Origin of the sequence: Limnovirga soli (assembly GCF_013106755.1) — a bacterium.
GTDB classification, from domain to species: Bacteria; Bacteroidota; Bacteroidia; order Chitinophagales; family Chitinophagaceae; genus Limnovirga; species Limnovirga soli.
In genome coordinates this window covers 1-20,028 of sequence record NZ_WHPF01000020.1, presented here as the reverse complement: position 1 = coordinate 20,028, position 20,028 = coordinate 1, and the positions used below count along the sequence as shown (strand labels likewise).

Sequence of the window (20,028 nt, the reverse complement as noted above, 5' to 3'; positions counted from 1 at the left end):
TTTTTCTTCAAAGCCGTTGTATTTGTGCAACGGCTTTTTTTATGCAATACATGTTTATTGGTCCGGCAATTACACAAATGGCGGCAGCCGTTGCGTCGCACTCTTGTGCTTTGGGATACTTTACTCGGCTTTTTAGCAAGCGGTAGATAGTTAAAGTTGTTATTGCTGCTGCATATGCTGCCGTACAAGTGTGCGACGCAAGTAAAGCCAAATAGGCATTGCCATGTTGGGCTACAAAATGGCATAAAAAAATCCCGGTTTTTGCAAACCGGGATCGTGTAAAAAAGATTTTGTTTGTTATGCTTGTGCAGAACTTTCATCTCTTTGGTCAACCCTTCTAACAGGAGCACTGTAGCGTCTGGCACGCTGAGATTTTTTGTGCTCATCCGTACGTTTTTGTACAGCCGCTTCATGCTCTTCGTGCCACTTTTGGAATTTAACCATTGCAGTAGCTTCATCAAACAAACCGAGCTTAACGCCACGTAACAGATGTTTAAGGTACAATACACCTTTAAACGAAAGAATACGCCTTACAGTATCAGTTGGCTGGGCACCTTTATGCAACCACTCCAGGGCTTTCTGCCTGTCAAGTTGAATTGCTGCTGGAACTGCTAACGGATTGTAAGTCCCGATTTTCTGGATAAATTTACCATCACGGGGTGCACGAGCATCTGCCACAACTATAAAATAGAAGGGCCTTTTTTTACTACCATGTCTCTGTAGTCTGATTTTGACTGCCATGTTAAATAGAAATTTATAGGCTTTAAAAAAATAGGTTAACTATTAATTAAAATAGGATTGCAAAAATACAAGCTCACTTGTATTGAGCAAATTAATTTGCTTTTAAAATGTTATTATTTTACAAATAATTGACTTTATCACACTTATTGGCAAAAATTAGTAAACAGTTTTTCTTTTACCGCTTTCAAAATCCTTGAAAATAAAGGATCCCAGCTTGTCTAGCGCAGCAAAATAGGCCCTGCCATTATTGGTTTCGGTAAATTCTGTTACAAATTTTTGCAGGTAGGGGTCACTGGCAATCATAAAAGTGGTGATAGGAATTTTAAGTTTTTTACACTGTGCTGCCAGGTTAAGACACCTGTTGGTTACCTTTCTATCCAACCCAAAACTATTTTTATAATATTTGCCGCCAATTTTTAAGCAGGTGGGTTTGCCATCTGTTATCATAAAAATTTGCTTATTGGTATTCTTTCTTTTACGTAATATATCCATTGCCAATTCTAGTCCGGCAACAGTATTGGTATGATAGGGCCCCACCTGTAAATAGGGCAGGTCTTTTATTTCAACGGGCCAGGCATCGTTTCCAAAAACTACAATATCTAATGTGTCTTTGGGGTATTTGGTAGTAATTAATTCACTTAAAGCCATAGCCACTTTCTTGGCAGGTGTAATTCTATCCTCCCCATATAAAATCATGGAATGGGAAATATCTATCATTAATACGGTGGAAGTTTGAGCTTTAAAATCAGTTTCACGTATCTGTAAATCATCCTCCCGCATCGAAAAGCTTTCTACCCCATGGTTAATTTGAGCGTTTCTAATGCTTTCGGTAAAATCTATCTGTTCCATCATATCCCCAAACTGAAATGGCCTATGATCGGGGCTAATTTCATCCCCTTGCCCTGTTTTTTTGGTATTATGATCGCCCTGCCTGCTCTTCTTCAATTTGCCAAATATTTCTTCCAGGCTGCGTTTTCTGATACTTTGCTCACTCTTTGCGGTAATTACTATTTGTCCTTTATTTTCATCGTCTTTTATATAGCCATTCTCCTTTAATTCATCAATAAAATCGCCCATGCCATATTCGCTATCGGTAAGTTGGTATTGTTTATCCAGTTCGTTCATCCATTGCAGGGCTTCGCTCACGTCGCCATTGGTGTAAGTGAGTAATTGCATAAAAATATCCAGCAATTGTTCAAACTTGCTTTTTCCGGAGGAGTTTGGGTCGTATTTAATAAATCTATTTCCAATCATGTTTGTAAATTAATTAAAACAAAGTTTAGAATAAGCATGGCAATATAATTATCGTATCTCTAACAAAAATTTAATATATGTTACCTGATGCCAAAAGCATTTGAATTTTGTTATTTGCTGCACTATATAACTATTACATTATTGCAGCAATTATGTTGTGTTTTGTTCGCATGCCAATAGAAGTTTTGGTTGAATGCATGGTCATTGAACACTTGTAACGGTATTTTTGCCTCAGATACCCTTGCCTGTAAGGCCTGAATCAGAAAGTTTTACCAATTAAAATGGCTATAGCGATTGATATGATTTGACAAAAACTTTTTTTTGGGTAAAATATTTTCTTTCTAAGGGGAATTTTGAGGTAAAAATCAGGGTTTAGATAGGCTTACCCCCCAATATTTAAAGCCTTTTTGGAAAATGTTGAAAAGAGTGCGAAAATTTTCTTTTCAAAATTTTGCCAAATAAACTTTTCACTTACCTTTGCCATCCCGAAAAAAAGGGTAGTTCTTTTTTAAAAGCCACTTTAGCTCAGCTGGTAGAGCAACTGATTTGTAATCAGTAGGTCGTTGGTTCGATTCCGACAAGTGGCTCTTTTTAATATGCAAATATTAAATGGGCAGATGGCCGAGTGGTTAAAGGCGACAGACTGTAAATCTGTTCTCTCACGAGTACGTAGGTTCGAACCCTACTCTGCCCACAGTTCTTTTGATAAAGGTTCCTGATAATATTTATATTATCATCTTAATGTGGTTAATGCGGAAGTAGCTCATTTGGTAGAGCGATAGCCTTCCAAGCTATAGGTGGCGAGTTCGAGCCTCGTCTTCCGCTCTCTGTTAGTTTGGAGTTATCAGTTTGCTGATGAGTGTACATTAGTTAAATTGACAACAACAACCTGAGAACGCCGTTGTAGCTCAGGGGTAGAGCACTTCCTTGGTAGGGAAGAGGTCGTGAGTTCGATTCTCACTAACGGCTCTGATAAGCTAAATAAAGTTCTGAAAGTACAAGAGTGCGACGCAAGCGGTGATGAGGTAAGATACAAAGCAGGGCTAATATTTCTAAACTATGGTCAATGGACAGCAGTCTGTTGACTGCGATTATAAACACAAATAAAAAACGATAAAGATGTCTAAAGAGACCTTTAAGAGGGAGAAACCTCACGTAAATGTTGGCACCATTGGCCACGTTGACCATGGTAAAACAACTTTAACAGCAGCTATTACTATGATCCTTTCTAAAAAAGGTATGGGTAATATAGCTAAAAAGTATGATGAAATTGATGGTGCTCCTGAAGAAAGAGAGCGTGGTATTACTATCAATACAGCACACGTTGAATATCAAACAGCTAATCGTCACTATGCTCACGTTGACTGTCCAGGTCACGCTGACTATGTGAAGAATATGATCACTGGTGCTGCCCAAATGGACGGTGCTATTCTGGTTGTAGCTGCAACTGATGGTCCTATGCCTCAAACAAAAGAGCATATCCTGCTTGCACGCCAGGTAGGTGTACCTCAGATTGTTGTTTTCATGAACAAAGTTGACTTGGTTGATGATCCTGAATTGTTGGAATTAGTAGAAATGGAAATTCGTGAGTTATTAACTTCTTACGGTTTCGATGGCGATAATACTCCAATTATTCAAGGTTCTGCAACTGGCGCAATGGCTGAAGATCCAAAATGGGTTGCGAAAATTGAAGAATTGATGGAAGCTGTTGATACTTATATCCCTCTTCCTCCAAGACCTGTTGATATGCCATTCCTGATGAGTGTTGAGGATGTATTCTCTATCACTGGTCGTGGTACTGTTGCTACTGGTCGTATTGAGCGCGGTGTAATTAAAGTGGGTGAAGCTGTAGAGATTGTTGGTTTAATGGAAGCTCCTTTAAACTCAACTGTTACAGGTGTTGAGATGTTTAAGAAATTACTTGACCGTGGTGAAGCAGGTGATAACGCTGGTTTGTTGTTACGTGGTATTGAGAAAAAAGATATCCGTCGTGGTATGGTTATTTGTCAGCCTAAGAGCATTACTCCACACACTGAATTCAAAGGTGAAGTTTACGTATTGAGCAAAGAAGAAGGTGGTCGTCACACTCCATTCTTTAACAAATACCGTCCTCAGTTCTATTTCCGTACTACTGACGTAACTGGTGAAGTTACTTTACCAGAAGGTACTGAAATGGTAATGCCAGGTGATAACATTAACTTAAGTGTTAAGTTGATTCAGCCAATCGCAATGGAAAAAGGTTTGAAATTTGCGATTCGTGAAGGTGGTCGTACAGTAGGTGCCGGTCAGGTTACCGACATTCTTAAATAGGCTGCAGCGAGCTTTAAGCTTTTAGCTTTTAGCCGCGAGGCTTTGCAAATGAAATAACTATATTTGCAATATATACTAAAAGCTGTTCCGATACAACGGAATAGCTTTTAGCTTTCTACGGGCATGGTGCAACGGTAGCATACGGGTCTCCAAAACCTTTGATCTGGGTTCGAATCCTAGTGCCCGTGCGATGAATTTTTAGATAAAGCGATTGCAATTGGAGGCTTGTTCTTCATGACCATTCATCAAAATTGAACTAATGAACAAAGTATCAACTTATATCCGCGAAAGTTATTATGAATTAATGGAGAAAGTAACCTGGCCTACCTGGTCTCAATTGCAGCAATCTACTGCAATTGTGTTGGTTTCAACATTACTCATTATGCTAATGGTTTGGTTAATGGACACTTTGAGCAATCAGGTGTTGCAATTGATTTATTCATTTTTTAAGAGTTAAGATATGGAAGAAGCAGTTGCGCAAAGTGAATCTAAGTGGTACGTTTTAAGGGTTGTAAGCGGTAAGGAAAGAAAAGTGAAAGAATATCTGGATAAAGATATTGCCCGCAGTGGTTGGGTGGAAATTATCAGGCAGATTTTTCTTCCCATGGAGAAAGTGTACAAGGTGCAGAACGGAAAGAAAGTAATGCGTGAAAAGAATTATTTTCCTGGTTATGTGATGCTGGAAGTTGCCGATGGTAAATTAACTGATGATATTATTCACCATATCAGCAATGTATCTAATGTGATGCATTTTCTTACCGATGGTAAAGGATCAAAAGGTAATATTATTTGCCTTCGCAAGTCTGAGGTAAATAAAATGCTGGGTAAGGTAGATGAAATGAATGATCAGGGTGTAACCATTAGTGAACCATTTATTGTTGGCGAAACTATTAAGATCATTGAAGGTCCGTTTAACGATTTTAATGGTGTTATTGAAGAAGTAAACGACGAGAAAAAGAAATTGAAAGTAACCGTTAAGATATTTGGAAGATCAACCCCTGTGGAATTGAATTATATGCAGGTGGAAAAAATGGGTTAATACATACACATTATTATAAAAGCCGTTCAAATTGAACGGCTTTTTGTTTTTAGTTACTGCTGCCTTATTTGGTGCAGTACAAGAGTGCGACGCAAGTAAAGCTGATACTTAGTTTTAGCCGGGTATCCACAAAAGTTTTTTTTAAAATTTTAAAGGTAGATACCAGCTTTCTGATTATCTGGCAGCTGTACTTGCGTCGCAATCCGTTCATCTGCAGAATAACTGGCAGCAAATTTTTAATGCATTAGTTTTTGGCGCTGCCTGAAATTAAAATGGGTTGCTCAAAATCAACTGAAACAGTAGTGCCAGATTCTACCTCACGTAACTGTTCGCTGGTAAGTCTGCTTCCATCATGGCTCCAGCCGGGGGGGCCAAAAACATAATTCCATTTTTCATTAAAAGAAATGTCCTTTCTTTTAATATCAAGCCATATCTGTTTCCACTCGTGAAATAGAATATTTACCGCATTGGGCCGGTCAATATTTTTAGTTAATCCATATTGAATGGGCTGGTATTCTGCAGGCGTTAATTCTTCCTGGAAAGTGCCAAATAGTTTATCCCATATTATTAAAAACATGCCCATATTTTTATCCAGGTACCGGGCATTTGATGCATGATGCACCCTATGATGGGAGGGAGTTACCAATATGTATTCAAGCACACCCATTTTCTTAATCAACTCCGTATGTACAAAAATGCCCCAAATTTGGGTGGCAGAATACATAAAGGCAATATCAGCCGGGGAGAAACCGCAATAAGCCAGCGGTATAAAATATACAAACCTGTATAAAGGCTGGAAAACCGATGAGCGAAAACCTACTGAGAAATTCATTTTTTGAGAACTGTGATGGGTTACATGCGTGGCCCAAAAAAATCTAATCTCATGATCAAAACGGTGCAGCCAGTAATACAGAAAATCTTCGGCCAAAAGCAATAGCAGCCAATAGGTTACTCCTGTTTGCCAGCGAATGGCCGATTTGCTAAAAAACCAGGCAAGCACTGTTAAATAAACTATTCTAAAGCCAAGGTCCAATCCTGCATTTAGAAGCATCAAATATATATTACCAGCAGTATCTTTTACGGTATACAATTTTCTGTGTTGCAAATGACTTAATAAAATTTCAGTACCAATTATTATACAATAAATGGGCGTAGAAATAATCCATAACCATTGTTCTCTTAATAATTCCATAATGTGTAAAAACCAAATGTAAAGGATAAAGTATAAATGTTACTTACTTTGCAGCATACTTTACTAAAAGGAAAGTGAATAATTTGCTTTTAATATTGAATTACTATGGCAGAAGATATTTTAGATAACTGGGAAAAAAAGTCGGCAGAACACCAAAAGCAATACAAACAGTTCCTGCATAGGGCCGATAAAAATGCGGTATTAAAAAAATTACCTGATTTACATGATGCCGCATTTGAGAAAATTGATTGCCTAAACTGTGCTGCATGCTGTAAAAATTATTCTCCACGCTTTAAAACGCCAGATATAAAAAGAATCAGCAAATATTTAAAAATGCGGGAAAGCGTATTTATAGAAACCTATCTAACACTGGATAATGATGGCGATTATGTGGGCAAATCAAAACCCTGTGCATTTTTAGGGGAAGATAATGCCTGCAATATTTATGACCAACGACCTTCTGACTGCAGCCGGTTTCCTTACACCGATGAAGATGTGATTCTAAAAAGACCAGTGATCACTTTAAAAAACTCCAGCTTTTGCCCAATAGTATATTATGTTATGGAAGGGTTATTAGCAAAATAAAAGTTATAGTACGTAAGTAATAATTAGTATTCCATTTTTCTAAGGCTTGGGGCTTTAAACCATGTTATAATTACAACAAGTAAGGTCATACTTCCGCCAAAAATTACTGAGGGAATAACACCAAAAATTTTGGCAGCTACACCACTTTCAAATTGCCCAAGCTCATTGCTGGAATTAATAAACATGCTATTTACACTCAATACCCGCCCACGCATATGATCTGGTGTTTTTAATTGCAATATCGTGCCTCTTATAACAACACTTATTGCATCAACCATACCACCCACCAATAATGCAGCAAACGAAAGCCAAAAGAGTTTTGATAGCGCAAAAATTATGATGCAGGTACCAAAAGCTGCCACAGCAAAAAACAGTTTTCTACCCTGTTGTTTTTGTAAAGGGTAAATGGTAAGCATAATTACAATAATGATGGCACCTATATCAGTGGCTGCATTTAACCAGCCAAAACCAATAGCGCCCACCTGTAAAATATCTCTTGCATAAACAGGTATCATAGCAACCGCGCCGCCAAACAATACCGCAAATAAATCAAGTGATAATGCACCCAATACTTCTTTTGATTTAAACACAAAACTCAATCCTTCTTTTACACTATCCCAGGTTTTCTTTTCTCCCGGCTCATTTAAAGAGGGTAGGGCATTTAAGGTATATAACAAGAAATAAGAAACAAATATTAAACAGCATACCACCAATAGGGTATGTTCAATGCCAATTTGTGCAATTAATAAGCCACCAACAGCATGACCGGTTAAAGAGGCACTCAGCCAAACACCCTGGTTCCAGGTAATAGCATTTTGTAACACTGGTTTGGGTACAATAGCTGCCATCATAACGCCAAAAACGGGGCCGGTAAACGAGCGTATTATACCCGTGCAAAAAATAATACCATACACCATCAAAGCAATATAACTGTTGCTTATTATGCCTGTTACATATGGCGAGGAAAGAAAAAGTAAAATACAGGCACACAAAAAATATAAAACTACCCCTCTTAAAAGCAAACCCCTTTTTTCACTTTGATCAATTACATGGCCTGCATACAAAGCAAGTGAAACGGCAGGTATTACCTCTGATAAGCCAATTAATCCAATTGCCAGCGGATCGTTGGTTAGTTCATAAATCCACCAACCCACTAAGGTGCCCAGCATACGTAAACCAACAATAAATAAAAAGCGCCCTGCCAGCAGGTTGCGGTATGCTGGTATTTTTACTGATGTAAATGGATCTCTTTTTTCCTGTGTCGGTATCATATTATAGTTAAAGGTAATTATTGTTTTTTCGAAAAAGGGTTGGCAGCACAATAATAAAAGCAGGAAATAAGTAGTATGTAATTTTTAGCCGGGCAAAAATTGTCTATTAAGCATTACTTGCGTCGCACTCTTGTGCTGTAGCAAATAAGGCAGCAAAAAATATCTTTTGGAACTTATCCAGACTGTGTAGTTTATGCTGAATATTGTTATGAACGTACAAGTGAGTGACACAACTAAAGCTAAAGGAAGCTATTCAGCCAATTACAAAATCAATTCGGAACTATTATTATGGCAAAGTAAAATAATGTTGTCCATCGCTTAAATCTGCATCAAGCGCATCTAACACCACCTGTAAGTGCTTTTCGTTGGCCAAAAAATCGGCGTTGGAAGCATCAATAAAAATAGTTTTAAGGTTGTGTTGTTTTATGTAGCTGGTATAGGTTTCCTGGAGGGTAAACAGGTAATCGTCGTTAATGGATTGTTCGTAACTGCGGTTACGTTTTTTTATATTCTGCTTTAATTGATGCACCGGTGCATGCAGGTAAATAAGAATATCAGGAAATATAAGTTGCTGATGAATAATGTCGAACAGTTTTTGATACAACCTGAATTCTTCTTCGGGCAGGTTTACCTTGGCAAACAACAAACATTTGGTAAACAGATAATCGCTAACCGTAACGCTTTGAAACATGTCTTTTGTTTGCAGCATATCTTTTAACTGCTTAAACCTTTCGGCCATAAAAAACAATTCCAGCGGAAAGGCATATTGCTTCTGGTTCTCATAAAATTTGGGCAAAAAGGGATTGTCGGCAAACTCTTCCAATATTAGCCGGGCATTTAGCTTACGGCTAAGCAAGTGTGCCAGCGTGGTTTTACCTGCGCCAATATTGCCTTCTATTGTAATGAAACGATATTTCATACCAGTGTTTTTACCGCTATTGCTATATTACCCAAATTTAAGTGCTGAAATTAGTTGTTGGTTTCTATTTTATACACATTTAGGGTATCGGGGCATTCTTCTAATAGGGCGATAATAGTCTTATTAAAAACCGGATGCACCAATTCTGGGGCAATTTGCGCCATGGGAGTTAATACAAATTTGCGTAAATGCAGTCTGGGATGGGGCAGTTGTAAATGCGGCGTGTTGATAATAAGGGCGTTAAAAAAAAGGATGTCAATGTCAATGGTGCGGGGTCCCATTTTGGCCGTTCGCATACGGCCCATATTGCTCTCTATGTTTAAAAGGGCATCCATTAACACCTCCGGTGTTTGATTTGTTGCAATACATAAGGCCTGGTTAAAAAAATCGGGTTGGTCTTCTACCCCCCAGGCTGCTGTTCTATAAATATCAGAACACAGGATTATTTTACCACAATACTGTTCTATATTGCCGCGTGCAATGCCCAGGTTTTCCAGGGGGTTGCCTATATTGCCGCCTGTAAGCAGGTATGCCTTGTTCATATATTCATTTAAGCTAAAGCACCAAATATCTTTATTTTTGGTGAGCACAAAAGAGAACCATGAAGCGTTTTATAAAATTATTTTTTGCCTCCTTGCTTGCCCTGATTGTTTTAACAGTAATAATTGTTGCTTTGGGGGTATGGTTTATTAGTGCATCTATGCATCCGGAGAAGCCGGATTTAGGTGCAAAAGGGGTATTGGTACTAGATCTTAGCCTGATATATAACGAGCAGGCAAAAAACGACCCCCTAGCCTCATTTACCGGTGAAGATAATTCAGATGCCCCCGGATTATATGATGTAATTAGAATGTTGCATTATGCTAAAACAGATACAACCATAAAAGGTGTGTATATAAAAGCTGACTATAATCCCAACGGTTTTGCTACAAGCGAGGAATTACAAAAAGCCCTGCTTGATTTTAAACAAAGCAAAAAATTTATTTATGCTTATGGCGAAACCCTGGATCAAAAATCATATTACGTTTCCACTGCAGCGGATAAAGTGTACTGTCACCCCGCAGGTGGCATTGATTGGGATGGATTTTCTGTAACTTATATGTTTATGAAAGGGCTGCTGGATAAAATTGGGGTGCAGCCTCAGGTATTTTATGCTGGTAAATTTAAAAGTGCAACTGAGCCATTCCGCGTTACGGCTATGACGGATGCCAACCGCCAGCAAACCAATGAGTTTCTTAACGATTTATATAGTAACTACCTGCTTGCAGCTGCAAAAGCCAGAAATATTGATACGGCAACCTTACATGATTTGGCCAATAGAGGTGCTATAAGAACAGCCTATGATGCGGTTTCACATCATTTAATTGATGGGGTAAAATATGATGACGAAATGAAAGCCGTTTTGCTTAAAAAACTGGGTCTTAAAAAAGAAGATAAAATCAATTTTATTTCTTTAAGCAAGTATGCCAAAGCAGCAGATTTTAATAACAGCAACGCTTCAGATGAAGTGGCAATAATTTATGCGCAGGGCGATATTGTAAATGGTAAAGGAGATGATGACCAGATTGGTAGCGACGATTTTGTTGATTTGCTGAGAAAAGCCCGTTTGAATAAAGATGTAAAAGGTATCATAGTTCGGGTAAACTCTCCCGGTGGCAGCTCATTAGCAAGTGATGCCATTTGGCGGGAAATTACTTTGGCCAAAGATGAAAAACCATTGGTAGTAAGTATGGGTAATTATGCAGCTTCGGGCGGATATTATATTTCCTGCAACGCTGATTCTATTTTTGCCGATGCCACTACAATTACTGGATCTATAGGTGTATATAGTATAATTCCCAATTTTCAACCATTGTTTAACGATAAGCTGGGCCTCAACTTTGATGGCGTAAAAACAGCACCTTATGCAGATATGGGTGCCACCAACAGGCCATTAACCGAAGTGGAAAAGAGGTTTATGCAATCTTCGGTGGATTCTATTTACCAAACCTTTAAAACCCGTGTAGCCAATGGCCGCACCAAAGACCTTTCCTATATTGATAGCATAGCACAGGGCCATGTTTATACAGGTAAAAGAGCTATTCCTTTAGCGCTGGTAGATAAAATTGGCGGCTTACAGGATGCAGTTAATTGTGTAGCCCGTATGGCAAAACTGCAATCATACCAAACAAAAGAATATCCTGAGAAAAAAAGCTTTTTGCAGCAGGTGTTAAATAGCAGTCATGTAGAAGCCTCAGTAAAAGAAAATGCCATAAAAAATAAACTAGGCACTGCCCAATACAATATGTTGCTGCAGATAAATAAAATTCAGCAACTCATGCAAACACCGCAGGCCAGAATGGCTTTTGATTTGGATATTCATTAAATACCCTATATGCCTATTTTATAGAGCACTAACCCTGCTTTAAAAATTTTGCTTCCGTACTATTATGAAATAGATTTGTGCAACAATGTAAAGTATGGAAGTAAAATACAGTCAGCTTAAAGCCATGCTGGCTATCACAAAAGCAAGTTTAAGAGCCACATTTCGAAGTCCTTCTGCTGTAATTTTTAGTATTGGCTTTCCCTTAATTTTTATACTGGTATTTGGTTTTATGGGCGAGGGTAGCAGCTTTTCGGTAGATGTTGCTATGGATAAATCGGCCGATACTACCAATCCAATTTACCAGATTATAAGTCATATAAACGGGTTACATTTTGTTGATAAACCCGATAGCCTGTTAAAAGAAGACCTTGAAAAAGGCAATCTAACGGCGGTAATCAATATCACTAAAAATGCGGCTGCCAATCCGGCTTACCTCATACATCTTAAAAGTTCCGAGGCAATAAAAGAACAAGACCTGCAATTGCTTCAATCTATTTTAAACTCGGTAATTGGTAATATTAATAATGCACAATTTCCCAATGCGCCAACAATTGCCAGGGTAGATGCAACGGTAGATAAAATTCCAGGCCGCGTTTACCGCCGTATCGATTTTATTTTGCCCGGTCAGTTGGGTTTTTCTCTCCTAAGCGCCGGGGTATTTGGCGTAGCATTTTTGTTTTTTAATCTGCGCCAGCAATTGGTATTAAAACGTTTTTTCGCAACCCCAATTACACGCCCCTATATTGTTTTGGGCGAAGCTATAAGCAGAGTATTGTTTCAAATGATTGCAGCGGTTATAATCATTGGTATTGGGGTGCTGGCATTTGATTTTACCCTGGTAAACGGTATTATTACTTTTATCGATTTAATGATACTCTCTTTACTTGGTTTGGTGGTGTTTATGGGCTATGGTTTTATTGTAAGTAATGTAGCCAAAAACGAAAGTACTATACCACCATTTGCCAACCTGTTCACCTTTCCGCAGTTCCTGTTATCGGGTACATTTTTTCCTATAACGGTGTTTCCTAAATGGTTACAATTTTTATGTAACCTGTTACCATTAACCCATTTTAATAATGCCATGCGGGATATTTCTTTCGAAGGCGCCAGCCTTATTAGCGAGTGGAGAGAAATTGGGATACTCGTTTTATGGGGCATTCTGCTGTATGCTATAGCCATAAAAGTATTTAAGTGGGAGTAATTTGTTGGCCAGGCCAATGCAGGCTATTTGGCTTTACTTGCGTCGCACACTTGTACTGCACCGCTTTGCTAAACGTTTAATAAATCCCATTAAAGTATTTGATTTGGCCTGTAATAAATTCTGCCGCTACCAAACCATATTGCATTGAAAAAACTTCATCTGCCTGTTATATAGTGTATATTTAAAAAGCTGAGTTAACAATCCAACCGCACAAGAGTGCGACGCAACGGCAGCCTTATTGATGTACTATTGCCGGGATAATAATTTTCTATCTTATACCTTTGAGGCTGAATTAAAAATATCAGGGTATGCGCCATTTAAAACTGCCTTTAATAAGTTTTGCTATTTTATTTTGTTTGGTTACGGGTATTGGATTATTGTTTCCGGCTACAGTGGTTGTTTCAAGGGCTACCAATATTAGCGCACCTTACGATACGGTGTACCAATATTTAAATAATGTAAACCATTGGAAAAACTGGATGGCCGGGGCCGATAGCACTACCATTACACTAAATTCTGCCAAACAGGAAGGCGCCGGTGCAGCCATTACCATTGGCACAGGCCATGTACAAATTACTAAAACCACAAGAGATTCTATTTACACCATTTGGAGCAGTCAACAGGGGCATACCCAGAACAGTGCTTTTATGTTACTGCCGGATGATGTGCATCATCAAACCGTTTTGCAATGGTATTTTAAAGAAGAAGTAGGTTGGTATCCATGGGAACGTTTCGGCACCATGGCCAACGATAAAATTCTCGGCCCTATTATGGAGCAAAGCCTGGATAAACTAAAGCGTTTATTAGAAAAATACTAGCCAATTAGTTTTTTAGCGGTGCCGGTATCAATTTGTTGCTCCCATTCTGCTACAACAATGGTGGCCACCGCATTGCCAATAAAATTGGTGATGGCCCTTGCCTCGCTCATAAAACGGTCTATACCCAATATTAATGCAACAGAAGCCACTGGTATATGTTCTACTACCGGTAAAGTAGCCGCCAGCGTAATAAAGCCGGCACCTGTAACCCCTGCGGCACCTTTTGAGGTAAGTAGTAGTACTAATAATAATGTAATTTGCTGTGTTAGGCTTAAGGGAACATCAATTGCCTGTGTAATAAATATGGCTGCCATGGTTAAATAAATACAAGTGCCATCTAAATTAAAAGAATAGCCGGTGGGCACCACCAAACCCACCACCGAATTTGAACAACCCAGTGTTTTTAGTTTTTGCATTAATGCAGGCAATGCAGTTTCTGAAGAAGAAGTACCCAGCACCACCCATAATTCTTCGCCAATAAACCGTATTAATTTAAAAATATTATACCCATAATATTTAAGCACGCTGCCAAATACTAATACAATAAACAAGAAGCAGGTAGCATAAAAGCAAAGCATTAATTTACCCAGCGAGGCCAGCGAACCAAAACCATATTTGCCCACAGTAAAACTCATGGCACCTAATGCACCAATTGGGGCCAGTTTCATAATAAAACGCATCATAGCAAAAAAGCCATCCGATAAGCTATGCAGGCCTTTTATAACCGGATCGGCTTTGGGGCCCATATGCGCCAGCCCTGTGCCAAATAATACGGCAAAAAATAATACCTGTAGCAAGTTGCCCTCCGCCAAAGCGCTAATAATGTTTTCTGGTATAATATTTAATAAGAAATCTACAAAGCCCGTATGTTCGCTTTGTTTTATATAATTATCAACACCACTGGTATCAAGCGTGGCTGGGTTTATATGCATGCCATTACCCGGTTGTACCAGGTTTACAATAAGCAAACCTATTATAAGTGCCAGGGTGGTAACTATCTCAAAATAAATCAGCGATTTAATGCCCACCCTGCCTGCGAGTTTCATATTTTCCATTCCGGCAATACCCGTAACGATGGTACAGAAAATAATGGGGGCAATCATCATTTTAATAAGCTTAATAAACCCATCGCCCAGGGGTTTTAATTGTATGGCAATGGCAGGAAAAAAAGTACCCAATGCAATTCCAATAATAACAGCTATTATAACCTGTACATATAGCGATTTAAATACATTCATAAGCAAGTTGCTTTATTGCAGCTTTAAATGTAACAAAACCAATGGTATGGGCGGCCATATCACAAATCATTTTTTAACGGGCATTATTTATTAATTTCAGAAAATTTTTTAACTATGATTCATGCTGTAAAACGTATTATACCAGCGTTTATATGTATTGCCTTAGCATTTGCCACGCCTGTTGCGGCTCAAACGGCTTCGGCCACCTATGGCAGCAATGCGGCAGTGGGTAAATATGCTGCCATTAATGGCATAAAAATATATTACGAGGTATATGGACAGGGTAAACCCATGTTATTAATTCATGGAAATGGCGGCAGTATTGCTGATATGCGTAACCAGATAGAATTTTTTTCAAAAAATTACCAGGTAATTGCTGCAGATAACCGTGCACAAGGCAAAACCAGTGATGCTCCCGGCCGTATAACCTACGAGCAAATGGCAGATGATATAAATGGTTTGCTGGATTATTTGAAAATAGACTCCGCCTATACCATTGGCTGGAGTGATGGCGGCATAATAGGTTTACTAATGGCCATTCATCATCCTGCAAAAATTAAAATGTTGGCAGTAATGGGCGCCAACCTGCAGCCCGATTCTTCTGCCGTATATCCGTGGGCAGTAAAATGGGTAGCACAAAATGCTGCACAAGCAGCGCAAATGTTGCAAAATAAGGATACCTCCCGCAATTGGGCAATAGACGCCAAACTGCTGGATTTATTGGGTAAGCAGCCCCATATTTCATTAACTGATGTAGCGAAAATTGCCGCCCCTACCCTTGTTTTAGGAGGCGATAAAGATGTAATAAAAGAAGAGCATACCATGCAGATATACCATCATATCAGCAAAAGCTGGTTATGTATTTTCCCCGGCGGTACGCATATGATGCCAGTTACAGATCCTGCACTGTTTAATGCTACGGTAGACAGGTTTTTTAGCAAACCCTACAACCGCCCCGATACCAAAACTTTTTTTGGTGTACAATAAATACAAATTATTTATTCGGCAGTTGTACCAGTGGCATCGCCGCTTGCCACGCTCGGTTCAGGGTTCAGCACTATTATGAGCAAGGCGTATTTTAGTAGTGCGTGAATAGTGAGTGGAAAGTTTTCTTTTGCGAAAAATAACCTTTTGTGCATGCAATGCAGTGTTGTTTTTTGCTGCATTAAATTCCCACCGTACAAGTGTGCGACGCAAGTAAAGCTGCCAGCTGCACTCTTGTTTGGTCCATAATTAACACATGTTAAAAATAATTTGCTTTACATAGCGCCATTTAAATTTGCGTTACTAATGAGTTTAATAAAAAAAATTATACAATACAGCTACTGTGTGTATGCCATGTTTTGTTTTGTGGTTTTAATGTTTATGGTATTGCCCTTTGTAATTATACTATCGCCCATGGGTGTGGCTGGTGGTAATGGGGTATACAGGTTATGCAATATTTGGGCCCGCTTATGGTTTGGTTGTATTGGCATAAAACACAAAGAAATTTACGAGGCGCCACACGATAGAAACAGGCAATATATTTTTACGGTTAATCATTGCTCCTACATGGATATACCGGCGCTGGTGCGTTGTATGCACCAACCTATAAGGGTATTAGGCAAATATGAAATGGTTAAATATCCGGTGTTTGGTATAATTTATAAGGCCGCTGCTATTTTGGTTGATAGAAGCAGTGCCGAGAAAAGAGCAAAAAGTGTACGTGCTCTAAAAGCCGCATTGAACCATGGGATTTCAATTTTTATTTTTCCCGAAGGAACATTTAACGAAACAGAAAATCCGCTTAAAGAATTTTATGACGGTGCTTTTCGCATCGCCATAGAAACACAAACACCCATAAAGCCAATTTTATTTATCGATACCATTAAGCGCATGCACTGGAAAAGTATATTCTCTTTGTCGCCCGGCAAAAACAGGGTAATTTTTCTGGAAGAAGTACCTGTCCACACTTACACTATGAAAGAGGTGCAGGTACTAAAGACAACCGTATACCAAATAATGGAACAGGCAATTATAAAATACAGGGCCCAATATTAAGCACATGCATAACTAAAGTTAACTTGCATCAAATTAAGCCTACAAATGCACGGTGAAGAAGTAATGGATAATGATTTGTTTACAGGTAATACACTTGCTGCGCAACTTTTTGCAGAAGTTATTATACCATTGGCTTTACCTCAGAATTATACTTGGGCCATACCAGCCCATTTACAGGAAAATGTACAACCCGGCAGCAGGGTAGAAGTACAATTAAAAAACAAAAAATATGCAGGTATAATTAAAACTTTGCACCGCCAAAAACCGGCAGCATTTGCGCCAAAAGAAGTATTGAATATACTGGATGAAGCGCCTTTGTTATTCCCAATTCAATTGCAATTTTGGAAATGGATGGCCGATTACTATATGTGTAGCGAAGGTGAAGTAATGAATGCGGCGGTACCCGCCAATTTAAAACTTTCCAGCGAAAGTATTCTTATCTGGAATGATGAACATGGGCTAGATTTTTCTGATTTAAATGGAGAAGAATTTTTGGTAGCCGAAGCATTGGAACTAAAAAAAGAATTGCGTTTAAGCGAGGTACAGCAAATATTGGATGCGGCACATGTTTACCCCATTATTAAGCGATTAATTGATAAAAACGTTTGCTACGTTTGGGAAGAACTAAAAGCAAAATATAAACCCAAAACCGAAACTTATATCATTCTGCATCCGGTATACCACAATGAAGATAAACTGGCCGATTTAATGAATAATTGGAGTAAGGGCCCCAAACAATTAGAACTATTACTGGCCTATCTCTATCTCATAAAATCCGAGGGTGAAGTAACACAGCCGGTATTGTTAAAAAAATCCGGTGCCTCCGCTGCACAGCTAAAAGGACTTATCGATAAGCAGGTTTTGATAGCCGAAAAAAGAGAAATAGGTCGCATTGCCACATTGCCCAAAAATGTTTATATAGATTTTGAATTATCGCAAGCCCAACAAACAGCATATGATGCAATTCAAATGGCTTTTATGCAAAAGCCGGTTTGTTTATTACATGGAGTTACGGCAAGCGGTAAAACACAAATTTATATCAGACTTATAGAGCAAAATCTATTAGAGGGAAAACAGGTATTGTACATGTTGCCAGAGATTGCTTTAACAACGCAAATTATCCGCCGCTTACAAAAGCATTTTGGTGGCAATATAGCTATCTACCATTCTAAATTTAATCCAAATGAAAGAGTTGAAATCTGGAATAAAGTAAAAAGCGGAGAAGCTAAAATTGTGTTGGGTGCCCGCTCAGCTTTACTACTGCCTTTTGTAAATATTGGGCTCATCATTGTGGATGAAGAGCACGATCCTTCCTACAAGCAACAGGATCCTGCGCCACGTTATCATGCGCGGGACAGTGCGGTATATCTGGCTGCATTATTCAATGCAAAAGTGCTTTTAGGCAGTGCCACACCTTCTATTGAAAGTTACAATAATGCGCAAACCGCCAAGTATTCCCTGGTTTCCTTAAACGAGCGTTTTGGAGAAGCTGAGTTACCGGCTATACAACTAATCGATCTGAAAAAAATTGAAACGGCTGATAGAAAAAAAATAATGCTTTCGCCACAATTAAAAGAAGCCATTCAATCTTCTCTTAATCAAAAAAAACAGGTGATTCTTTTTCAAAACCGCAGGGGGTATTCTCCTTATATGATTTGTAATGTATGCGGATGGATACCCCAATGTCGTAATTGCGATGTTACACTTACATTTCACAAGGCAAAAAATAAACTGGCCTGTCATTACTGCGGCACTACCTACCCCGTTATCAATACCTGCGCTGCCTGTGGCAGTCACCATTTTATTGAGAAAAATTTTGGCACCGAAAAAATTGAAGAACATATAGCAGAAACTTTTCCCACTTCCAGGGTATCAAGAATGGATTATGATAGTGTAAAAGGCAAGTATGATCATGATAACCTTATCAAATTGTTCGAGCAGCAGAAAATAGACATTTTGGTGGGTACCCAAATGGTAGTAAAAGGCCTCGATTTTGAGCACGTAAATCTTGTTGGAATCCTGGATGCAGATGGTATTCTCAACTTTACCGATTTCAGGGTAAACGAACGTGCTTACCAGTTAATGGAACAGGTAAGTGGCCGCGCCGGCCGAAAAGACAATACTGGTAAAGTACTAATTCAGGTAAGCAATATGCAGCATCCGGTACTTCAATTTGTACAACAACACAACTATCAACATCTGTACGAATTTGAAATTCAAAACCGGCGTCATTTTTTTTATCCGCCCTACTCCAGGTTAATACATATCATCTTCCGGCATAAAGAAAATCATATTGCCGAAGAAGCTGCTCATTTGCTGCAACAAGGCTTGCAGCCTGCATTTGCGGCCAATATAACAGGCCCTGCCCAACCTGTTGTACACCGTGTACGCAACCTGTTTCTATGGGAAATGTTAATCAAACTACCAAAAGACACAGCCATTATTCAACAGTGTAAAACACAGATACAGCAACAAATTATCATACTGCAATCCAATAAACGGTATCGTGGCGTAGATATAATTCCCGATATCGATCCTGTATAAATATGCCTTTTTTATTGGCCCGGCAACAGCATTACATGGCATCTTCTCTTGCGTCGCACACTTTAAGGTCCCACTTTTATGGCAGCAAAGCGAGGAAAGGCAAATACAGGCAGGCTTCATTTATATGCATTAAGGCTATAAAGGGCAATGCAAGTATTACCCTATATCTGTGCGAAATAAAGCAGGTAAAGCACCTTATAAAACTATTATCCTCTTACTGTTTTTTTAATATCTATTAACGCTTCAATAATAACAGGCAAATTTTCAATGTTATAGTAGTTGTAAAATTTTCAAATTGTTATCCAGTGTTTTCAAAACAAATTTTTTTAAAAAAATAATCATTCGCTGAAAACCTTTGCCAGAAAGGTTTTCAGCGAATCTTGTAAGCATACTCCAAAAAAATATTTCAATTAATTTCAAAAAGATTTGGTGGTATAAAATTCTTGTGTACTTTTGCAACCCCAAACGAGATAACTGGTAGAGAGGAAGAGGGATAGTGAGGGGGAAAAAA

General features: G+C 38.7%; 18 protein-coding genes and 5 tRNA genes. 15 read left to right on the top strand and 8 right to left on the bottom strand.

The features are described from left to right. Nucleotides 1-297: 297 nt before the first annotated feature. Nucleotides 298-741 (bottom strand): 30S ribosomal protein S16, encoded by a 444-nt coding sequence (gene rpsP / locus GD597_RS22170; RefSeq protein ID WP_171609792.1) that lies wholly within the window; start codon nucleotides 739-741, stop codon nucleotides 298-300. Nucleotides 742-897: 156 nt separating this feature from the next. Further along, nucleotides 898-1,995, bottom strand: coding sequence for a vWA domain-containing protein (locus tag GD597_RS20545; RefSeq protein WP_171609791.1), 1,098 nt, complete (start codon nucleotides 1,993-1,995; stop codon nucleotides 898-900). A 514-nt stretch (nucleotides 1,996-2,509) separates the two neighbouring features. On the opposite strand from GD597_RS20545, the gene GD597_RS20540 reads away from it, so the two are divergent. From GD597_RS20540 to nusG, 8 genes are all read left to right on the top strand, one after another. Next, a tRNA-Thr gene (locus GD597_RS20540) sits at nucleotides 2,510-2,582 on the top strand. A gap of 24 nt (nucleotides 2,583-2,606) precedes the next feature. Further along, nucleotides 2,607-2,689, top strand: a tRNA-Tyr gene (locus GD597_RS20535). Nucleotides 2,690-2,747: 58 nt separating this feature from the next. Further along, a tRNA-Gly gene (locus tag GD597_RS20530) sits at nucleotides 2,748-2,820 on the top strand. Nucleotides 2,821-2,892: 72 nt separating this feature from the next. Further along, nucleotides 2,893-2,964, top strand: a tRNA-Thr gene (locus GD597_RS20525). A gap of 150 nt (nucleotides 2,965-3,114) precedes the next feature. Continuing rightward, complete coding sequence (gene tuf / locus GD597_RS20520; protein ID WP_171609790.1) at nucleotides 3,115-4,305, top strand: elongation factor Tu; 1,191 nt, start codon at nucleotides 3,115-3,117, stop codon at nucleotides 4,303-4,305. 117 nt (nucleotides 4,306-4,422) lie between these two features. Beyond that, nucleotides 4,423-4,493 (top strand) — tRNA-Trp (locus GD597_RS20515). Between the two features lie 71 nt (nucleotides 4,494-4,564). Beyond that, nucleotides 4,565-4,762, top strand: coding sequence for a preprotein translocase subunit SecE (gene secE, locus GD597_RS20510; protein ID WP_171609789.1), 198 nt, complete (start codon nucleotides 4,565-4,567; stop codon nucleotides 4,760-4,762). A gap of 3 nt (nucleotides 4,763-4,765) precedes the next feature. Then, nucleotides 4,766-5,344 (top strand): transcription termination/antitermination protein NusG, encoded by a 579-nt coding sequence (gene nusG / locus GD597_RS20505; RefSeq protein ID WP_171609788.1) that lies wholly within the window; start codon nucleotides 4,766-4,768, stop codon nucleotides 5,342-5,344. A 244-nt stretch (nucleotides 5,345-5,588) separates the two neighbouring features. On the opposite strand, the gene GD597_RS20500 is transcribed toward nusG, so the two are convergent. Continuing rightward, nucleotides 5,589-6,536: a sterol desaturase family protein gene (locus GD597_RS20500; RefSeq protein WP_171609787.1), complete on the bottom strand. Its 948-nt coding sequence runs from the start codon at nucleotides 6,534-6,536 to the stop codon at nucleotides 5,589-5,591. 105 nt (nucleotides 6,537-6,641) lie between these two features. Between GD597_RS20500 and GD597_RS20495 the strand changes: the two genes are divergently transcribed. Next, complete coding sequence (locus GD597_RS20495; RefSeq protein ID WP_171609786.1) at nucleotides 6,642-7,121, top strand: YkgJ family cysteine cluster protein; 480 nt, start codon at nucleotides 6,642-6,644, stop codon at nucleotides 7,119-7,121. Between the two features lie 23 nt (nucleotides 7,122-7,144). Here the strand turns inward: GD597_RS20495 and GD597_RS20490 are convergent, their stop codons facing one another. The 3 genes from GD597_RS20490 to folK form a co-directional block, all read right to left on the bottom strand. Further along, nucleotides 7,145-8,392, bottom strand: coding sequence for an MFS transporter (locus GD597_RS20490; RefSeq protein ID WP_171609785.1), 1,248 nt, complete (start codon nucleotides 8,390-8,392; stop codon nucleotides 7,145-7,147). A 286-nt stretch (nucleotides 8,393-8,678) separates the two neighbouring features. Further along, complete coding sequence (locus GD597_RS20485; protein WP_171609784.1) at nucleotides 8,679-9,311, bottom strand: deoxynucleoside kinase; 633 nt, start codon at nucleotides 9,309-9,311, stop codon at nucleotides 8,679-8,681. 50 nt (nucleotides 9,312-9,361) lie between these two features. After that, nucleotides 9,362-9,853 carry a 2-amino-4-hydroxy-6-hydroxymethyldihydropteridine diphosphokinase gene (gene folK, locus GD597_RS20480; RefSeq protein WP_171609783.1) on the bottom strand — a complete coding sequence of 164 codons (492 nt, stop codon included), beginning with the start codon at nucleotides 9,851-9,853 and terminating at the stop codon, nucleotides 9,362-9,364. 59 nt (nucleotides 9,854-9,912) lie between these two features. Here folK and sppA point away from each other — a divergent pair, with 59 nt between their 5' ends. From sppA to GD597_RS20465, 3 genes are all read left to right on the top strand, one after another. Beyond that, entirely contained in the window at nucleotides 9,913-11,676 is a 1,764-nt protein-coding gene (sppA, locus tag GD597_RS20475; protein WP_171609782.1) for a signal peptide peptidase SppA, read from the top strand. 94 nt (nucleotides 11,677-11,770) lie between these two features. Continuing rightward, nucleotides 11,771-12,877 carry an ABC transporter permease gene (locus GD597_RS20470; protein ID WP_171609781.1) on the top strand — a complete coding sequence of 369 codons (1,107 nt, stop codon included), beginning with the start codon at nucleotides 11,771-11,773 and terminating at the stop codon, nucleotides 12,875-12,877. Between the two features lie 308 nt (nucleotides 12,878-13,185). After that, the gene (locus GD597_RS20465) at nucleotides 13,186-13,695 is read left to right on the top strand and encodes an SRPBCC family protein (protein WP_171609780.1); all 510 of its coding nucleotides are present in this window, start codon (nucleotides 13,186-13,188) and stop codon (nucleotides 13,693-13,695) included. Here GD597_RS20465 and GD597_RS20460 read toward each other — a convergent pair. Continuing rightward, a complete protein-coding gene (locus GD597_RS20460) occupies nucleotides 13,692-14,933 on the bottom strand; it encodes a dicarboxylate/amino acid:cation symporter (RefSeq protein WP_216368641.1) in 1,242 nt (413 codons plus the stop codon). The genes GD597_RS20465 and GD597_RS20460 overlap by 4 nt on opposite strands. 114 nt (nucleotides 14,934-15,047) lie before the next feature. Between GD597_RS20460 and GD597_RS20455 the strand changes: the two genes are divergently transcribed. The 3 genes from GD597_RS20455 (at nucleotide 15,048) to priA (ending at nucleotide 19,517) form a co-directional block, all read left to right on the top strand. Beyond that, complete coding sequence (locus GD597_RS20455; protein WP_171609778.1) at nucleotides 15,048-15,920, top strand: alpha/beta fold hydrolase; 873 nt, start codon at nucleotides 15,048-15,050, stop codon at nucleotides 15,918-15,920. A gap of 303 nt (nucleotides 15,921-16,223) precedes the next feature. After that, nucleotides 16,224-16,973 (top strand): lysophospholipid acyltransferase family protein, encoded by a 750-nt coding sequence (locus GD597_RS20450; RefSeq protein WP_171609777.1) that lies wholly within the window; start codon nucleotides 16,224-16,226, stop codon nucleotides 16,971-16,973. Between the two features lie 45 nt (nucleotides 16,974-17,018). Beyond that, nucleotides 17,019-19,517 carry a replication restart helicase PriA gene (priA, locus tag GD597_RS20445; RefSeq protein ID WP_235954378.1) on the top strand — a complete coding sequence of 833 codons (2,499 nt, stop codon included), beginning with the start codon at nucleotides 17,019-17,021 and terminating at the stop codon, nucleotides 19,515-19,517. Between the two features lie 270 nt (nucleotides 19,518-19,787). Here priA and GD597_RS21920 read toward each other — a convergent pair. After that, on the bottom strand, nucleotides 19,788-20,028 hold a 241-nt coding region (locus GD597_RS21920), incomplete at its 5' end, for a hypothetical protein (RefSeq protein WP_216368640.1).

Excerpts from the sequence above, each read along its gene's own strand:
- rpsP (WP_171609792.1), bottom strand. The coding sequence starts at position 741 with ATGGCAGTCAAAATCAGACTACAGAGACATGGTAGTAAAAAAAGGCCC.
- GD597_RS20545 (WP_171609791.1), bottom strand. The coding sequence starts at position 1,995 with ATGATTGGAAATAGATTTATTAAATACGACCCAAACTCCTCCGGAAAA.
- tuf (WP_171609790.1), top strand. The coding sequence starts at position 3,115 with ATGTCTAAAGAGACCTTTAAGAGGGAGAAACCTCACGTAAATGTTGGC.
- secE (WP_171609789.1), top strand. The coding sequence starts at position 4,565 with ATGAACAAAGTATCAACTTATATCCGCGAAAGTTATTATGAATTAATG.
- nusG (WP_171609788.1), top strand. The coding sequence starts at position 4,766 with ATGGAAGAAGCAGTTGCGCAAAGTGAATCTAAGTGGTACGTTTTAAGG.
- GD597_RS20500 (WP_171609787.1), bottom strand. The coding sequence starts at position 6,536 with ATGGAATTATTAAGAGAACAATGGTTATGGATTATTTCTACGCCCATT.
- GD597_RS20495 (WP_171609786.1), top strand. The coding sequence starts at position 6,642 with ATGGCAGAAGATATTTTAGATAACTGGGAAAAAAAGTCGGCAGAACAC.
- GD597_RS20490 (WP_171609785.1), bottom strand. The coding sequence starts at position 8,392 with ATGATACCGACACAGGAAAAAAGAGATCCATTTACATCAGTAAAAATA.
- GD597_RS20485 (WP_171609784.1), bottom strand. The coding sequence starts at position 9,311 with ATGAAATATCGTTTCATTACAATAGAAGGCAATATTGGCGCAGGTAAA.
- folK (WP_171609783.1), bottom strand. The coding sequence starts at position 9,853 with ATGAACAAGGCATACCTGCTTACAGGCGGCAATATAGGCAACCCCCTG.
- sppA (WP_171609782.1), top strand. The coding sequence starts at position 9,913 with ATGAAGCGTTTTATAAAATTATTTTTTGCCTCCTTGCTTGCCCTGATT.
- GD597_RS20470 (WP_171609781.1), top strand. The coding sequence starts at position 11,771 with ATGGAAGTAAAATACAGTCAGCTTAAAGCCATGCTGGCTATCACAAAA.
- GD597_RS20465 (WP_171609780.1), top strand. The coding sequence starts at position 13,186 with ATGCGCCATTTAAAACTGCCTTTAATAAGTTTTGCTATTTTATTTTGT.
- GD597_RS20460 (WP_216368641.1), bottom strand. The coding sequence starts at position 14,933 with ATGAATGTATTTAAATCGCTATATGTACAGGTTATAATAGCTGTTATT.
- GD597_RS20455 (WP_171609778.1), top strand. The coding sequence starts at position 15,048 with ATGATTCATGCTGTAAAACGTATTATACCAGCGTTTATATGTATTGCC.
- GD597_RS20450 (WP_171609777.1), top strand. The coding sequence starts at position 16,224 with ATGAGTTTAATAAAAAAAATTATACAATACAGCTACTGTGTGTATGCC.
- priA (WP_235954378.1), top strand. The coding sequence starts at position 17,019 with ATGCACGGTGAAGAAGTAATGGATAATGATTTGTTTACAGGTAATACA.